Source organism: Ornithinibacillus proteolyticus, from assembly GCF_039581225.1.
In the GTDB taxonomy this organism is placed as follows: Bacteria; Bacillota; Bacilli; order Bacillales; family Amphibacillaceae; genus Ornithinibacillus; species Ornithinibacillus massiliensis.
Genome location: NZ_JBCPXV010000002.1, coordinates 54,902 through 69,169 on the forward strand (window position 1 = coordinate 54,902; position 14,268 = coordinate 69,169).

At 37.3% G+C, this 14,268-nt stretch carries 15 protein-coding genes; 10 read left to right on the forward strand and 5 right to left on the reverse strand.

Annotated elements, in window-relative coordinates; genetic code table 11:
• The first annotated feature begins 11 nt into the window (after nucleotides 1-11).
• From AAIB49_RS01720 to AAIB49_RS01735, 4 genes are all read left to right on the forward strand, one after another.
• Complete coding sequence (locus AAIB49_RS01720; protein ID WP_339214753.1) at nucleotides 12-1,130, forward strand: M20/M25/M40 family metallo-hydrolase; 1,119 nt, start codon at nucleotides 12-14, stop codon at nucleotides 1,128-1,130.
• Nucleotides 1,131-1,290: 160 nt separating this feature from the next.
• Nucleotides 1,291-2,526 carry a DNA polymerase IV gene (locus tag AAIB49_RS01725; RefSeq protein ID WP_343457013.1) on the forward strand — a complete coding sequence of 412 codons (1,236 nt, stop codon included), beginning with the start codon at nucleotides 1,291-1,293 and terminating at the stop codon, nucleotides 2,524-2,526.
• A gap of 60 nt (nucleotides 2,527-2,586) precedes the next feature.
• On the forward strand, nucleotides 2,587-2,958 hold the full coding sequence (locus tag AAIB49_RS01730) for an iron chaperone (RefSeq protein WP_339214757.1): 372 nt from the start codon (nucleotides 2,587-2,589) through the stop codon (nucleotides 2,956-2,958).
• Between the two features lie 76 nt (nucleotides 2,959-3,034).
• Nucleotides 3,035-3,742 (forward strand): DNA alkylation repair protein, encoded by a 708-nt coding sequence (locus AAIB49_RS01735; protein WP_186869852.1) that lies wholly within the window; start codon nucleotides 3,035-3,037, stop codon nucleotides 3,740-3,742.
• Nucleotides 3,743-4,088: 346 nt separating this feature from the next.
• Here AAIB49_RS01735 and AAIB49_RS01740 read toward each other — a convergent pair whose 3' ends face one another.
• From AAIB49_RS01740 to AAIB49_RS01755, 4 genes are read right to left on the reverse strand one after another with little or no spacing between them, the layout of a single operon-like run.
• The gene (locus tag AAIB49_RS01740; RefSeq protein ID WP_339214760.1) at nucleotides 4,089-5,456 is read right to left on the reverse strand and encodes an aldehyde dehydrogenase; all 1,368 of its coding nucleotides are present in this window, start codon (nucleotides 5,454-5,456) and stop codon (nucleotides 4,089-4,091) included.
• 15 nt (nucleotides 5,457-5,471) lie between these two features.
• Nucleotides 5,472-6,395: a ribonuclease Z gene (gene rnz, locus AAIB49_RS01745; protein ID WP_343457014.1), complete on the reverse strand. Its 924-nt coding sequence runs from the start codon at nucleotides 6,393-6,395 to the stop codon at nucleotides 5,472-5,474.
• Nucleotides 6,396-6,408: 13 nt separating this feature from the next.
• Nucleotides 6,409-7,425 carry an NADPH dehydrogenase NamA gene (namA, locus tag AAIB49_RS01750; protein ID WP_186869849.1) on the reverse strand — a complete coding sequence of 339 codons (1,017 nt, stop codon included), beginning with the start codon at nucleotides 7,423-7,425 and terminating at the stop codon, nucleotides 6,409-6,411.
• 15 nt (nucleotides 7,426-7,440) lie between these two features.
• Nucleotides 7,441-8,187: a glycerophosphodiester phosphodiesterase gene (locus AAIB49_RS01755; protein ID WP_343457016.1), complete on the reverse strand. Its 747-nt coding sequence runs from the start codon at nucleotides 8,185-8,187 to the stop codon at nucleotides 7,441-7,443.
• Nucleotides 8,188-8,381: 194 nt separating this feature from the next.
• Here AAIB49_RS01755 and AAIB49_RS01760 point away from each other — a divergent pair, with 194 nt between their 5' ends.
• The 4 genes from AAIB49_RS01760 to AAIB49_RS01775 all read left to right on the forward strand — a co-directional run bounded on the left by AAIB49_RS01760 (nucleotide 8,382) and on the right by AAIB49_RS01775 (nucleotide 11,253).
• On the forward strand, nucleotides 8,382-9,341 hold the full coding sequence (locus tag AAIB49_RS01760) for an MBL fold metallo-hydrolase (protein ID WP_339214766.1): 960 nt from the start codon (nucleotides 8,382-8,384) through the stop codon (nucleotides 9,339-9,341).
• Complete coding sequence (locus AAIB49_RS01765; protein WP_186869846.1) at nucleotides 9,331-10,125, forward strand: SDR family NAD(P)-dependent oxidoreductase; 795 nt, start codon at nucleotides 9,331-9,333, stop codon at nucleotides 10,123-10,125. The genes AAIB49_RS01760 and AAIB49_RS01765 overlap by 11 nt, the downstream gene beginning before the upstream one ends.
• A gap of 19 nt (nucleotides 10,126-10,144) precedes the next feature.
• Nucleotides 10,145-10,465 (forward strand): iron-sulfur cluster biosynthesis family protein, encoded by a 321-nt coding sequence (locus AAIB49_RS01770; RefSeq protein ID WP_186869845.1) that lies wholly within the window; start codon nucleotides 10,145-10,147, stop codon nucleotides 10,463-10,465.
• Nucleotides 10,466-10,710: 245 nt separating this feature from the next.
• Nucleotides 10,711-11,253 (forward strand): GNAT family N-acetyltransferase, encoded by a 543-nt coding sequence (locus tag AAIB49_RS01775; protein ID WP_186869844.1) that lies wholly within the window; start codon nucleotides 10,711-10,713, stop codon nucleotides 11,251-11,253.
• A gap of 261 nt (nucleotides 11,254-11,514) precedes the next feature.
• On the opposite strand, the gene AAIB49_RS01780 is transcribed toward AAIB49_RS01775, so the two are convergent.
• Nucleotides 11,515-12,426: an aldo/keto reductase gene (locus tag AAIB49_RS01780; RefSeq protein ID WP_343457017.1), complete on the reverse strand. Its 912-nt coding sequence runs from the start codon at nucleotides 12,424-12,426 to the stop codon at nucleotides 11,515-11,517.
• A 125-nt stretch (nucleotides 12,427-12,551) separates the two neighbouring features.
• On the opposite strand from AAIB49_RS01780, the gene AAIB49_RS01785 reads away from it, so the two are divergent.
• Entirely contained in the window at nucleotides 12,552-13,097 is a 546-nt protein-coding gene (locus AAIB49_RS01785; RefSeq protein WP_186869842.1) for an NUDIX domain-containing protein, read from the forward strand.
• Between the two features lies 1 nt (nucleotide 13,098).
• On the forward strand, nucleotides 13,099-14,268 hold the full coding sequence (locus AAIB49_RS01790) for an endonuclease Q family protein (RefSeq protein ID WP_343457018.1): 1,170 nt from the start codon (nucleotides 13,099-13,101) through the stop codon (nucleotides 14,266-14,268).

A 14,268-nucleotide genomic window follows, 5' to 3' on the forward strand; every position in this document is an offset into this window, starting at 1 on the left:
AGGTTAACAACATGGTCAATAAGGACAGATTAGTTAGTGAATTTATGGAGCTAGTTCAAGTAGATTCAGAGACAGGCTTTGAAGCTGACATTGCAGAGGTTTTGAAAAAGAAGTTTAGTGAACTAGGTTTGGAAGTACTAGAAGACGAGGCAAAAGAAAAAACAGGTCATGGTGCGAATAACCTTATTTGTACATTAAAAGGGAATAAGGATGGTGTTGACCCGATTTATTTCACTTCCCATATGGATACCGTAGTACCGGGTAAAGGTATTAAACCATCTATTCAAGATGGATATATTGTATCAGACGGTACAACGATTCTTGGTTCAGACGATAAAGCAGGGCTTAGTGCTATGCTTGAAGCAATTCGTGTACTAAAAGAGAACAATATCCAACATGGTGATGTACAATTTGTGATTACAGTGGGAGAGGAGTCTGGGTTGGTTGGTGCCAAAGCACTAGATCCATCCATGATTCATGCAAAGTTTGGATATGCGTTAGATAGTAATGGAAAAGTTGGGGATATTATCGTTGCTGCGCCAACACAAGCAAAAATCAATACCATTATTAAAGGCAAAACAGCCCATGCTGGTGTTGCACCGGAAAAAGGAGTTTCTGCTATTACCATTGCTGCTAAAGCTATTGCTAAAATGCCATTAGGAAGAATTGATGAAGAAACGACAGCAAACATTGGTCGATTTGAAGGCGGAAAGCAAACAAACATCGTAGTGGATCATGTGGAAATCCTAGCAGAAGCTCGTTCCCTAGTGCCGGAAAAAATGGAAGCTCAAGTGAAGGCCATGAAGGAAGCTTATGAAACAACCGCTAAAGAAATGGGCGGAGAAGCAATTGTGGATATTAAGGTAATGTATCCCGGATTCAAACAACAGGCTGGAGATGAAGTTGTTGAAGTTGCTAGAAAGGCAGCCGCATCGATTGGTAGAGAAAGTCAGCTACTGAAGAGCGGTGGTGGAAGTGATGCGAACGTTATTGCAGGATTTGGTATCCCGACTGTCAATTTAGCAGTAGGATATGAAGAAATTCATACGACAAATGAGCGTATACCAGTTGAGGAATTAGTAAAAGTAACGGAATTAGTAGCTGCAATCATTGAAGAAGTTGCTAATTAATTCATTTTATATTTTTCCATGAACATTAAAGATACCTTTATTGGCATCTTTAATGTTTTTTCTTTAAATCCAATTAACCCTTTCTACTAGTATAAAGGGCTTTTTTGTTTTTGTGATATAATAAAAGTAGAAACAACCGTTCGGAAAGGTGTAAAGAGATATGAAAGCGAATAAGGTACGGATTATTTTTCATTTGGACATGAATAGCTTTTATGCTTCGGTGGAGACGGCCTATCATCCAGCATATAAAGGAAAACCATTAGCGGTAGCTGGAAATCCAGAGGAGCGAAAAGGGATTATTATTACAAGCAATTATGAAGCTAGGGCTAAAGGGGTTAAGACAACGATGCCAATTTGGCAAGCAAGAAAATTATGCCCGGAATTAATTATCCTCCGCCCTAATTTTGAACGGTATCGCTACGCCTCAAGTGAAATATTTAAAATACTAAATTCTATAACGCCTTTTGTAGAACCCGTATCAATTGATGAAGGGTATATGGATGTAACGGACGCCACATCACCTTCTAATACGCTACAATTAGCTGAGGAATTACAGCACAAAATAAAAAGAGAGCTCGATCTGCCATGTAGTATTGGTATTGCTCCGAATAAATTCTTAGCAAAAATGGCATCGGATATGAAGAAGCCAATGGGAATTACAATCCTAAGAAAACGAGATATTCCTATGAAGCTGTGGCCATTACCAGTCGGTGAAATGTATGGAGTAGGGAAAAAGACAGCGGAAAAATTAAACACAATGGATATTCATACCATTGGTGACTTGGCTGAAGCGGATGTTTATCAATTGAAACAGTTATTGGGTATTAATGGTGAACGGTTAAAGAATCGTGCGAATGGTATTGACTTGAGGCCAGTCGATCCGGATGCAGTAAATGAATTTAAAAGTATTGGTAGCTCCGAGACATTGCCGGTGGATACAACCGATGCTAACGAAATCCGAAGCTTACTAACGGCACTGGCCCAAAATGTAGAGAGTAGAATGAAACGGAAGCATGCAGCAGGTCGATCTGTCCAGTTAACCATTCGTTATCATGATCGAAGTACTATTACTAGAAGTAAAAAGCTTCCGAATTATATTGAAAAGAAGGAGGATATTTTAAAGGTAGCTTTTGAACTTTTTGACCTTCATTGGAATTTAGAACCAATTCGCTTACTTGGCGTAACCGTTCAGGATATAGAAGAAAAACAAAATATTGCTCAACAATTGGATTTGTTTACGTATAAGAAGGATGCTGAAAAAGAAAAGCTGTACGATGCTATTGATAAATTAACACAAAAGTTTGGTAAAAACCCCTTCGTTGAGGTGAAGGAGGAAGTGAATCAACAACCTAAAACTAGCTTTCAAAAAGACTTTCTGGATGATTTTAGAAAGTAAACGTTATACGGCATGTATATGAATAGCTTGTTAAATAAGAGTAGATGGAGGAAAAATAAGATGGAAATTTTTAATGAATGTTTAAGCCGCATCGATAATTTAGAACATCGAGCAAGAATGGAGGAAGTTTTGAATTGGGTGATCAAGACATTTCCCAATTTAATGCCAGTAGTGAAGTGGAATCAACCTATGTTTACTGATCATGGCACCTATATTATTGGTTTTAGTGCGGCTAAACACCATCTAGCAGTTGCACCGGAAAGAGCAGGGATGATTCACTTTGCAAATGAAATAGAGGAGGCAGGCTTAGAGCATACGAAGGAACTGGTACGCTTCAAGTGGGATAATCCGTTTGACTATGTTTTACTTGAGAAAATGATTACATTTAATATATTGGATAAAGCCGACTGTACTACTTTTTGGCGTAAATAGAAGTAGTATTTGCGTAAATACCGGATAGTGGGGTCGATTTAATTGAAGAAGAATGTTACAGGAAGGAAGTTAAGCCATGGATTTAAAAACAGTAATGGAAGAATTAGAATCACTTGGTACGGAGCGAACGAAAAAAAGATACCTAAGTAATGGCGCACATGAACCATTATTTGGTGTAGCGACTGGTGCAATGAAACCAATTGCTAGAAAAATTAAGAAGAATCAAAAATTGGCAGAGGAATTATATGTAACCGGAAACTATGATGCTATGTATTTTGCTGGTATTATCGCAGACCCACACGTGATGACGGAGGAAGACTTTAATCGTTGGATGGAAAGTGCATATTTTTATATGATTTCCGATTATGTTGTAGCTGTAACGTTATCTGAAACGGATATTGCTCAAGAAGTAGCTGATAAATGGATTGCTAGTGGTGAGGAGCTTAAGATGTCAGCAGGCTGGAGCTGTTATTGTTGGTTATTAGGTAGTCGCCCAGATGATGAATTTAATTCGGACAAGCTTTCCAGTATGTTGGATCAAGTGATGAAGACAATTCATGAAGCACCAGAACGTACGAAGTCTTCCATGAATAATTTTATCTATACCGTTGCAATTTCGTATGTGCCCCTTCACGAGAAGGCAGTTGAAGTGGCAAAGAGAATTGGGCCAGTCGAAATGAAAAAGGACAACAAGAAAAGTACTATCTTACATGCTTCCGAAAAGATTCAGAAGGATTTAGACAGAGGTTCACTAGGTTTTAAGCGTAAATATGTAAGATGCTAGTCCATACTTGATATAGAAGAAGGGGTTGGCAGATAACTAATAGAATTAAATGTAAAACCGAATGATACACGATACTAGCTACGGAAATATACGTAGACTCCTGCAGCAGGATAGGGCAAGGTTGAGAACCCGAAGTGCTTAGCACGAGGAGGCTCACCAGCGCCCAGCGGTAAAGAAGACACTGCGAGGTTCTTTCGAGCAGATGTCGCCACTGTGCTGGAAGCAACCGCAAGTATATTTCCGGAGCGTGGTCGTTGCTCATCATTCGGTTTTTTATTTGAGATAAATTCTTTTGTCTAAAGCCTCTTCTTTAACATTCACTGAGGATATAAAAACGATTACTCGGTTACTTTAATATTTTCTTAATTAATGAAAATGCAAGCTTACCACCAGGATAACGAAGTGGTATATCCATTTTAGTAGTTTGTTTCAAGATACTTTTTTGATGAGAAAACGTATCAAAACTATATTTCCCATGATAGCTACCAATACCACTGCTGCCAACTCCACCAAAAGGCAGGTTAGGATTTGCTAGATGATATAATGTATCGTTAATACAACCTCCGCCAAATGATAAACTTGTCATCACTTTTTCTTGATTACTCTCTTTTTCACCAAAGTAATAAAGTGCTAAAGGTTTTTCCCGACGCTTTAAATCGGCGATCGCATCATCTAATGTTTCAAACGTAAGAATCGGTAGTATTGGGCCAAAAATCTCATCCTGCATGACAGGATCTTCCCAAGTGATCTGATCTAATATGGTTGGCTCAATCTTTAATTGCTCATTGTCTGTATTCCCACCATAGGCTATTATGCCATTTGAAAGGTAGGCTGACAAGCGATGGAAGTGTTTTTCATTAACAATTCGAACATAATCTTTATTCGTTAGTGCATCTTTATTATATAGCTTCTTTATTTGCTTTTTCATTTCTTTGATAAGCTTATCCTTCATTTTACTGTGAACATAAATATAATCAGGAGCAACACAAGTTTGTCCGGCATTTAAAAATTTTCCCCATACAATTCGCTTAGCCGTTATCGATATATTGGCATCTCTATCTACAATAACAGGGCTTTTCCCACCAAGTTCTAATGTTACCGGAGTTAAATATTCACTAGCTTTACGCATGACGACTTTGCCTACAGGAGTACTGCCAGTAAAGAATATATAATCAAAGCGTTGATTTAATAACGCTTCACTAGTTTCTTTTGCACCTTCTACTACTGTTAAAAAGCTAGGATCAAATGTTTCTTTGACCATTTTAGCGAGTAAAGATGAAGTGGATGGACTATATTCTGACGGTTTAATAATAACTGTATTTCCTGCAGCAATTGCTCCGATAGCAGGTGCAATCGCCAAATGTAACGGATAGTTCCAAGGGGAGATAACTAAAGTAACTCCATATGGTTCTTTGCGAATATAGCTTTTCGTTCCTTTATGGGTCAGAGGGGCGTCCACTGGTTCATCTTTCATCCACTCTTTTAAGTTTTTTTCCAGATGTTTTATTTCGTTATATAAAAAACCAAGCTCTGTTGTAAAGGTTTCGAAAGTTGATTTATTTAAATCCTGCTTTAAAGCTTGGTAAATATTCTTTTCGTACTTTTCTAGCATATAACGTAATTTTCGTAGTTGATCGATTCGAAAGCGATAATCTAGTGTATGTTCATTTAAGAAAAAGTTACGTTGGTTTTCAACCAATTGTTGGATGTTCATCAAATACCACTCCTTCTAATGGGATGGAACAGATAATTTGAAAAAGTCATGTGCTATTTCCGTATTTGGAAATATTGCTCGTGCTTCATCAAGTAGTTGATCCAAATCCAGTTTTTGGTATCTGGAGGATACATGTGTTAGGACTAATTTTTTTACCTTACCAGCTTTAGCGAGATCCGCTGCTTGGGCAGTGGTAGAGTGGTAATAGTTATGTGCTAACTCATAGCTTTCTTTGTCGAAGGTTGCTTCATGTACTAATAAATCTGCTGCTTGAACAAAGTCCTGATTTAATTCAGTTGATCTTGTATCCCCAAGAATGACAATATGTCTTCCGGGTTTGTCAGGTCCGATATAGTCTTTTCTGTGTATCATCCGACCATCCTCTAGTGTAGTCGTTTCGTTCTCTTTAATAAGACTATAAACTGGACCGGGGTTTATACCAGCAGATTTAAGCTTTTCTACTTGAAGTTCTCCTGGCTTATTCATTTCTTCTATTCTAAATCCATAGCTTGGTATACCATGGTCTAATTTCTTACAGGATACGATAAACCCTTCTTCTTCTAATATTTTACCTTCACGTAATTCTACGAAAAAAAGTGGATAGGTTAGATGAGATCCACTTAGTTCCAAGCTAGTTCGTACATATTCTTCAATGCCTTTTGGCCCATAAATAGTTAATTCATCTTCTCCACCTTGAAAGGACCTGGAACTCAGGAAGCCTGGTAATCCAAATATATGATCCCCGTGCAAATGGGTAATAAATATTTTATTTACTTTTCTCGGTTTAATGGAAGTCTGTAGAATTTGGTGTTGGGTCGCTTCACCACAATCAAACAACCAAATACTATTTGCTTCTTGAAGTAACATTAATGCGATGGCCGTCACATTTCGCTCCTTGGAGGGTACACCAGCTCCTGTACCTAAAAATAATAACTCCATGAATTTGGCCTCCTTATTTCCAACCTCGTGCATATTGCTTCGGCGCTTCTAGTTCGTAGTTAAGTTCATATGCAGCTTCTTTAGCCCAATATGGGTTATTCAGTAGGGATCTACCAATGAAAATAAGGTCTGCTCGATTATTTTGGAGAATTTCTTCTGCTTGAATACCTGTCGTAATGAGACCAACTGCTCCAGTTGGAATTCCAACCGTATGTTTAATTGTTTCACACCGTTTTATTTGATAGCCAGGGTATGGATTAATTTTTGCAGGTACAACACCACCTGAGCTACAATCAATTAAGTCAATTCCTAATTCTTTTAATTGCGTTGCATAATACAAGAAATCCTCTAATGTATTTCCCTCCTGGTGATATTCATCTGTAGAAATACGGACAAATATTGGACCAGTGAATTCCTTAGATACTGCCTCTACCACCTCTTGAAGGAAACGGAAACGATTTTCTTTACTACCACCATACTCATCAGTTCGCTTATTGGCTAATGGTGAGAGAAATTCATTGATTAGATATCCGTGAGCTGCATGGATTTCCACCATATCGAATTCGGCTTCTTTTGCTCTTCTTGCTGCTTCTGCAAAAGCTGCTATAATTCTGTTAATGCCTTGGTGATCCAATTCAGATGGCTCTTGGTATCTGTCATTGAAGCGAAGTGGAGATGGTGCGTAACTAATCTCTTCATCCTCTGCTTTACGTCCAGCATGTGCTAGTTGAATTCCTGCCTTAGAGCCGTAACGATGTAATTCGTGAACGAGCTCTCTTAAACCACTAACATGCGCATCATCCCAAATTCCGAGATCCTTCGCTGTAATTCTCCCAGCAGGTTCTACAGCACTAGCCTCTAACATGATTAATCCAGTTTGACCGACTGCTCGAGAAATGTAATGTGTGAGATGGAAAGGTGTTAGTTTGCCATCCTCGTTTTCACAGGAGTACATGCACATCGGAGACATAACGATTCTATTTTTTAATGTCATATTTTTATATGTAATAGGTGTAAATAATTTAGTCATGAATAAAACCTCCATTTATAATTGTTTCTTATATTGGAATACTTTTCTAAACGTAAGTGCTTTGTATGGGACATCGGTAAAGATACCGTCACACCCTTGTTCAAAACAGTGCATCATATGCGAGTATTTGTTTACGGTATATACACGAACCGGCATATTCTGTTCATGAGCTTGGCTAATTAGTAATGGATGTACTAAACGATATTTTATATGTAGTGCATTGGCACCTAATGCTTTAGCATACTCGACTAAGTTTGCATTTCGCTTTGAGGTAAGGAATGCTATTTCCACTTCATCCTGATAGCTAGCTAGTCGTTTTACACTATTCGGATTGAATGTTGATAAAGTTGTCCGTTCCAATAAACGATGTTCCTTTAACTGGTTATAGACTATTTGTTCCAAATTACTATAGTCAATTTTGTTATTTTTCAATTCAATATTGACGTATAAGTTCTTTGGTTTAATCCATGTAAGGAAGTCTTCTAAGCGAATAATTCTAGCTCCTCGAAAATCGGGGGAGAACCATGAACCAGCGTCTAATGTAGATAGTTCTTCAAAAGTGAAATCTTTTACATAACCATTACTATTAGTCGTTCGTCTTACGGTCTCATCATGAATTAATACTGGAATATTATCTTTTGTTAATTGTACATCTGTTTCGATTCCTTCTGCACCTAAATTGTATGCAAGCTCAAATGCATACATGGTGTTTTCTGGCGCAAGCTTACTTGCACCTCGGTGGGCAATTATTTTAGTCGTCACATTCCATCACCTCTAATTTGATTTTGTTTTAAATGAAAGGTAAAGTCAACCAATAAACAAATTGTGGGATTGGATTCCAATATACAATCTTAATTTAGATAAGTGACTTCTTTCCTGTTTAGCTGTAAAATAAACATAAAGGAATGAACGACTATTCAGTACATAGAGTTTACTAGAGTGAAGGGGCTTTGAATATGAAAGTAGCAAAAAAATCAATCCAACAAATGACCGTTCCAACTCCTTTTGCAGTTGGGGATACACATGTTTATTTATTAAAGGGTGACACACTCTCTTTAGTTGATGCTGGTGTCCGGACAGAAGCAGCATGGAACGCTTTAGTTGAACAGCTGAAAGAAATTGGCTATAAGCCTAACGATATTGAACAAATTATTTTAACACATCATCATCCTGACCATACTGGTTTAATAGACCGCTTTGATCGGGTAACGAATATTGTTGGAGACAAGAATGTGGAACCATGGCTATCCCATGATGATGATTATTTTAGTCGTTTTGAAGCATTTTATTATGAATATTTTGATGCAAATGGGGTGCCAAGCCGTTTTCGTTCTCATATCGATAAGCTACGAAAACAATTAGTTTGGGCAGGAAAAGGGATCTTAACAACAGTAATCGAGGAAGGGGATTTGTTACCGGGTTATCCAGAGTTTCGTGTGGTTGAGACAAAAGGGCATGCACAAAGTCATCTTTCCTTTCTACGTGATGATGGTACCTTTATTGGCGGTGATCATCTGTTACATCATATTAGCCCTAATCCAATAATGGAACCACCATCAGAAGATGAAACAGAACGTCCTAAGCCACTATTACAGTATCGAGATAATTTAGAGAAATGCTTAAGTCTAGATATTAACGTAGTATTGCCTGGGCATGGTAAGATTTTTACCGACGTAGAAGAAGTAGTCTCCCGTGTCTATGCTAAACAAGAGAATCGTGCTAATAAAGTACTCAGTCTATTAAAAGAATATTCTAAGACAGCTTTTCAGCTCTGTGAGCAACTATTTCCGAGACAATTTGAATCACAAATTGATTTAACGATGTCTGAGACAATTGGTCAATTGGATTACCTAGAGAATCGGGGATTAGTAACAACAACAATGGAAGACGGGGTTATCATTTATCATGCAAACTAGCCTTCAAGGAAAAAAGATTGTCGTGACAGGAGCATCAAGTGGAATTGGTGAAATGCTTGTTAGGAAAATAGCTGCTAGCGGTGGAACACCTATTATGCTAGCTCGTTCGTTGGATAAGTTACGACAACTTCAAGAACAAATAAAAGAAGAATACCAGGTGAAAGGGTATTATTATAAGGTTGACTTAACTAATCTAGAGGAAGTGGATGAGGTAGTTGTTCAAGTGATGAGAGAACATGAAACGATAGATGCACTCATCAATAATGCTGGGGTAGGTCTGTTTCAATATGTGGATGAAACGAAATGGCAAGATATTGAGCTAATGTTTCAAGTAAACGTGCTTGCTGTCATTCGAATGACTAAGCTATTTCTTCCGCATTTTAAGGCTAATAATGCCGGTCATATCGTGAATATTGCATCACAAGCTGGAAAAATATCCACACCTAAATCAGCTGTATATGCGTCTACCAAGCATGCTATAATCGGTTTTACTAATGCATTAAGACAGGAAATTGTCGCACACAATATAGCGGTTACAGCAGTTAACCTTGGTCCAGTTCGAACGAATTTCTTCTCTTTAGCAGATCCGGAGGGGAGTTATCAAGAAAATGTAAATAAGTATATGTTAGAGCCGGAAAAAGTTGCGATGAAGATCACCCAACATCTATTCACAAGTAAACGAGAAATTAATATGCCACTCTGGATGGATCTAGGTAGTAGATTTTATCAGGTTTTTCCTGGTATTATGGAAAAAGTACTAAAAAAACAGTTTAATAAAAAATAGGACAATAGAGGAGAAATAAATGAAACTTACGATTACAGAGAATGCCCAACATAAGCTTAATGAACTAAATATAAATAACATGACATATATCTTATTACGTTATGATACAGAAGGCTTGGGCTGTGGCGTGAATGGTATGCCTACGTTTCGGTTCTTGTCGCAGAAAGAAGAAACACATCAGGACGTAGAAAACGATACCTTTCCTACCATTATAAACAGCATGCAGGCAGTCTTTTTTGCTGAAGAGATGAAACTAGATTATGTAAATGGAACTTTTCGATTATCTAGTCCAGAAGGTATTTTGAATCCGTTTATTTCTACAACAAGTGTTGTAAATTAAATAAGTATGTATTCCAATCGTGCCGTAATCCTTTCTTGGATTGCTTGCACGATTTTTTCTTATCTACACAACTAAAATAAAATGCTAGTCTATTTTTTCTGATAGTTTCTATAAGTGTACTGCTAAATTATGGTAATATATACATATCGCTAATCGAATAAATATACATCGATTACGTATCACTCATAGGAATACGTATAACGTTAGTTTTAAATTGAGCTCGGGTTACACAGGAGGGAAAACGTATGACTTACAATGATCAAGTCAAAACCATTACAACGAAACGACTTCTGCTAAGGTTGTTCCAAGAATCTGATGCGGATACTGTTGCTAAATTATGTAATAATTACGAGATCTACAAGAACACGATGTATCTACCTTTTCCCTATGAAAGGGATCATGCCTTAGTTTGGATGGAGCGTCATTTAGAAAATTTTCTAGCTGATAAAGCTTATGAATTTGCTATAACAGACCGGAAGACAGGAGAATTATTCGGTGCAATCGCCTTATCGAATAGTCCTAGCTTTCATCATGGTGAGCTAGCTTATTGGATAGGGGAAGAATATTGGGGAAATGGCTATGCTACAGAGGCAGCAGAAGCCATGATAGAATTCGCCTTTAAAGAGAAGCAACTTCATAAAGTATTTGCCCGCTTCTTCAGTACGAATCCAGCTTCAGGTAGAGTGATGGAAAAGATAGGTATGGAAAAAGAGGGCATGTTAAAGGAGCATGTAAGAAAAGAAAATCGATATGTTGATTTAGTCTATTATGGCATTATAAATAAGTAAACCGAACGTAATGAAAACTGACGAATGAAAGTCATAAAGTGTAGTGAAATAGACTCCTAGAGCCAAAGGTTTTAATGGAGAAGGGACCAGCCATATCAATCTAATCCGACTCACAAGTTGATAATTGGTCTATTACTGGTAGTTTTGGTTAAAGTGGTCATAAAGTACAAAAACGAACTACTTTTAGAAATCCTCGTAAAAGGATTATACAAAGTAAGTTCGTTTTTTTACTAAGAAGCTTTGGTTTCCTATATTAAACAATCATCTATGGTTGTCATACGTATTGCTTCTCGTAATCGTTTTAAGCTTTTGATAAACATCCTCATCAAGAGGGTTAGCTGACTGGATTGTTAAATTTTCCTCTACTTGTTGTATGGAGCTAGCACCAAATACGGCAGTTGATACTGCAGGATGTTTTAACACATAACGTAATGCAAGATCATTTAGATTTTCTGAGATAGCGCTTAGTTCTTGATAGATGTTTTGTAACTCGTCTTGTGTATAATCTAAATATCCCTTTTCTCCTTTATTGGTGATCACTGTTTTCGCTTGATTACTTAACATCCCTTTAGCAAGTGGGCCTCTTGCTAACACGCTAATGTTATGCTCGTATAGCAAATCTAACGTTTCTTCTTCTGGTCTTCTGTCTAAAAGACTGTATTGTGTCATGACACCATCGATGGAAGATTTTTGGACATATTCTCTAATCACATTTGGTCGAATGGAGGAGATTCCATATGCGCGAATCAGTCCCTCTTGCTTCAATTGTTCAAACGCTTCGATTGTTTCATCAATTGGATCATCTAATGTCCCACCGTGAAGCATATAGAAATCAATATAGTCTGTTTTAAGGCGACGTAAGCTTTCTTTGACCTCTCTCAGTATGTAGGCTTTCGATGGGTCCCAGTACCAACCATCCTGACCAGGAGTGTAACGGTTGCCTACCTTTGTTGTAACAATTAATTTGTCGCGCTTATGTTTAATTGCTTCCCCAACTATCTCTTCATTCAATCCAAAGTCATATAAGTCAGAGGTATCAAGGTGGTTGATCCCGTTGTCTAAGGCATAGTCAATAATAGCTTTTGCTTTCGTTCTATCGGTACCAAGTGACATACACCCAAGTGTAAATGCTGATATTTCAATGTCTGATTTTCCTAATTTATTTTTCTTCATAGTACTCCCTCCTGTCTTTATCATATTTCAAATGAAAGGCAAATGCCAAGTTCTAAAGCTTTGATTATTAACTTGCAAGAATCCTTATGCTAAAATGGAATCATTATGATTAAAGGATGAACGTAATGAAGAAATTTGAAGAAAAGACGATAAATTCGAAAACAATCTATGATGGAAAAGTTGTGAAATTACAAGTTGATGATGTACGATTACCAAATGGCCAACAAGCTAAGAGAGAATTAATTAAGCATCCAGGTGCTGTATCAGTTATACCGATTACAAAGGATAATAAAATTGTTCTTGTTGAACAATATCGTAAGCCATTAGAAAAATCGATAATTGAAATCCCTGCTGGGAAACTTGAGCCTGGTGAAGTGCCAGAAATAACCGCAATGCGAGAATTAGAAGAGGAAACAGGCTACACTACAAGTCATCTAACAAAAGTAACCTCCTTCTATACTTCGCCAGGATTTGCTAATGAACTAATGCATATTTATCTAGCTAAAGATTTAGAGAAATTAACAGTACCTAAAGCTTTAGATGAAGATGAGTTTGTAGAAGTTCTAGAGGTTACACTGGAGGAAGCGAAAAAGTTAGTAGAAGAACAACGAATCCATGATGCAAAAACGAATTATGCCATACTTTACCTAGATACTCAGGAGTTGTTATAACATGTTACCATCCTATTTTGCCGATATGCACATTCATATTGGAAGAGATATTTTTAATAAGCCAGTTAAAATTACGGCTTCCAAGAATTTAACCATAACGAATATATTAAAAGAGGCTAGTCGGAACAAAGGGATTCAGTTAATTGGTGTAATTGATTGCCAATCACCTAATGTACAGTTGGAATTAAAAAAGCTGATAGACCAAGAGCTAGCATACGAACTTAATGATGGTGGAATCCGTTTTGAGGAAGTCACATTACTCCTTGGTTCCGAAATAGAAGTATATGACGAGAATTGTCGAGGTCCAATTCATGTTCTTTGCTTTCTACCAAGCTTAGTAGAAATGGAGAAGTTTTCGGAATGGCTCATAACGAAAATGAAGAATATTACGTTAAGCTCGCAGCGCTACTATGGTTCAGCTAAGGATTTGCAATACAAAGTAAAAGAATTGTCAGGAATTTTTATACCAGCACATGTATTCACACCTTATAAAAGCTTATATGGTAAAGGGGTTAAACAATCGCTAAACGAAGTCTTTGACCCAGACTTAATAGATGGAATTGAATTAGGTCTTAGTTCGGATACGTATATGGCAGATCAAATCAAAGAACTCCATTCCTATACCTATTTGACCAATTCTGATGCGCATTCATTAGCGAAAATTGGTAGGGAATATCAGGAAATTCAAATGAGTGAACCGTCTTTTAAAGAATTTAATTATGCCTTACACCAGATTAAAGGACGAAAGATTATCCGTAATTTCGGAATGAATCCAAAGCTCGGTAAATACCATAAGACGGTTTGTGATCAATGTCTCCATTACTTGGATTCGGATTCGACTGTGTGTCCAGAGTGTGGTTCAAGAAAGATTGTGAAAGGGGTAGCAGATCGAATAGGCGAGTTAAGAGATCATACTGGTGAAGTAGAGCTACGTCCACCATATATGTATCAAGTACCACTAGAATATCTACCGAAGCTAGGGCCGAAAACATATAAAAAATTATTAGAACATTTTCAAACGGAAATGAATATTATCCATCATGTTCCTTATGAAACCTTACTAGCAGTAGTTCCAGAACATATTGCACAGTCTATTATTCAAATGAGAGAAGGAAAACTAGCTATCATTGCTGGTGGTGGAGGAAAATATGGTAGTGTTGCCGAGAGCTGA

Coding starts and splice junctions, on each gene's coding strand:
- AAIB49_RS01790 (WP_343457018.1), top strand. CDS start 13,099: ATGTTACCATCCTATTTTGCCGATATGCACATTCATATTGGAAGAGAT.
- AAIB49_RS01785 (WP_186869842.1), top strand. CDS start 12,552: ATGAAGAAATTTGAAGAAAAGACGATAAATTCGAAAACAATCTATGAT.
- AAIB49_RS01770 (WP_186869845.1), top strand. CDS start 10,145: ATGAAACTTACGATTACAGAGAATGCCCAACATAAGCTTAATGAACTA.
- AAIB49_RS01775 (WP_186869844.1), top strand. CDS start 10,711: ATGACTTACAATGATCAAGTCAAAACCATTACAACGAAACGACTTCTG.
- AAIB49_RS01765 (WP_186869846.1), top strand. CDS start 9,331: ATGCAAACTAGCCTTCAAGGAAAAAAGATTGTCGTGACAGGAGCATCA.
- namA (WP_186869849.1), bottom strand. CDS start 7,425: ATGACTAAATTATTTACACCTATTACATATAAAAATATGACATTAAAA.
- AAIB49_RS01760 (WP_339214766.1), top strand. CDS start 8,382: ATGAAAGTAGCAAAAAAATCAATCCAACAAATGACCGTTCCAACTCCT.
- AAIB49_RS01780 (WP_343457017.1), bottom strand. CDS start 12,426: ATGAAGAAAAATAAATTAGGAAAATCAGACATTGAAATATCAGCATTT.
- AAIB49_RS01730 (WP_339214757.1), top strand. CDS start 2,587: ATGGAAATTTTTAATGAATGTTTAAGCCGCATCGATAATTTAGAACAT.
- AAIB49_RS01740 (WP_339214760.1), bottom strand. CDS start 5,456: ATGAACATCCAACAATTGGTTGAAAACCAACGTAACTTTTTCTTAAAT.
- rnz (WP_343457014.1), bottom strand. CDS start 6,395: ATGGAGTTATTATTTTTAGGTACAGGAGCTGGTGTACCCTCCAAGGAG.
- AAIB49_RS01735 (WP_186869852.1), top strand. CDS start 3,035: ATGGATTTAAAAACAGTAATGGAAGAATTAGAATCACTTGGTACGGAG.
- AAIB49_RS01725 (WP_343457013.1), top strand. CDS start 1,291: ATGAAAGCGAATAAGGTACGGATTATTTTTCATTTGGACATGAATAGC.
- AAIB49_RS01720 (WP_339214753.1), top strand. CDS start 12: ATGGTCAATAAGGACAGATTAGTTAGTGAATTTATGGAGCTAGTTCAA.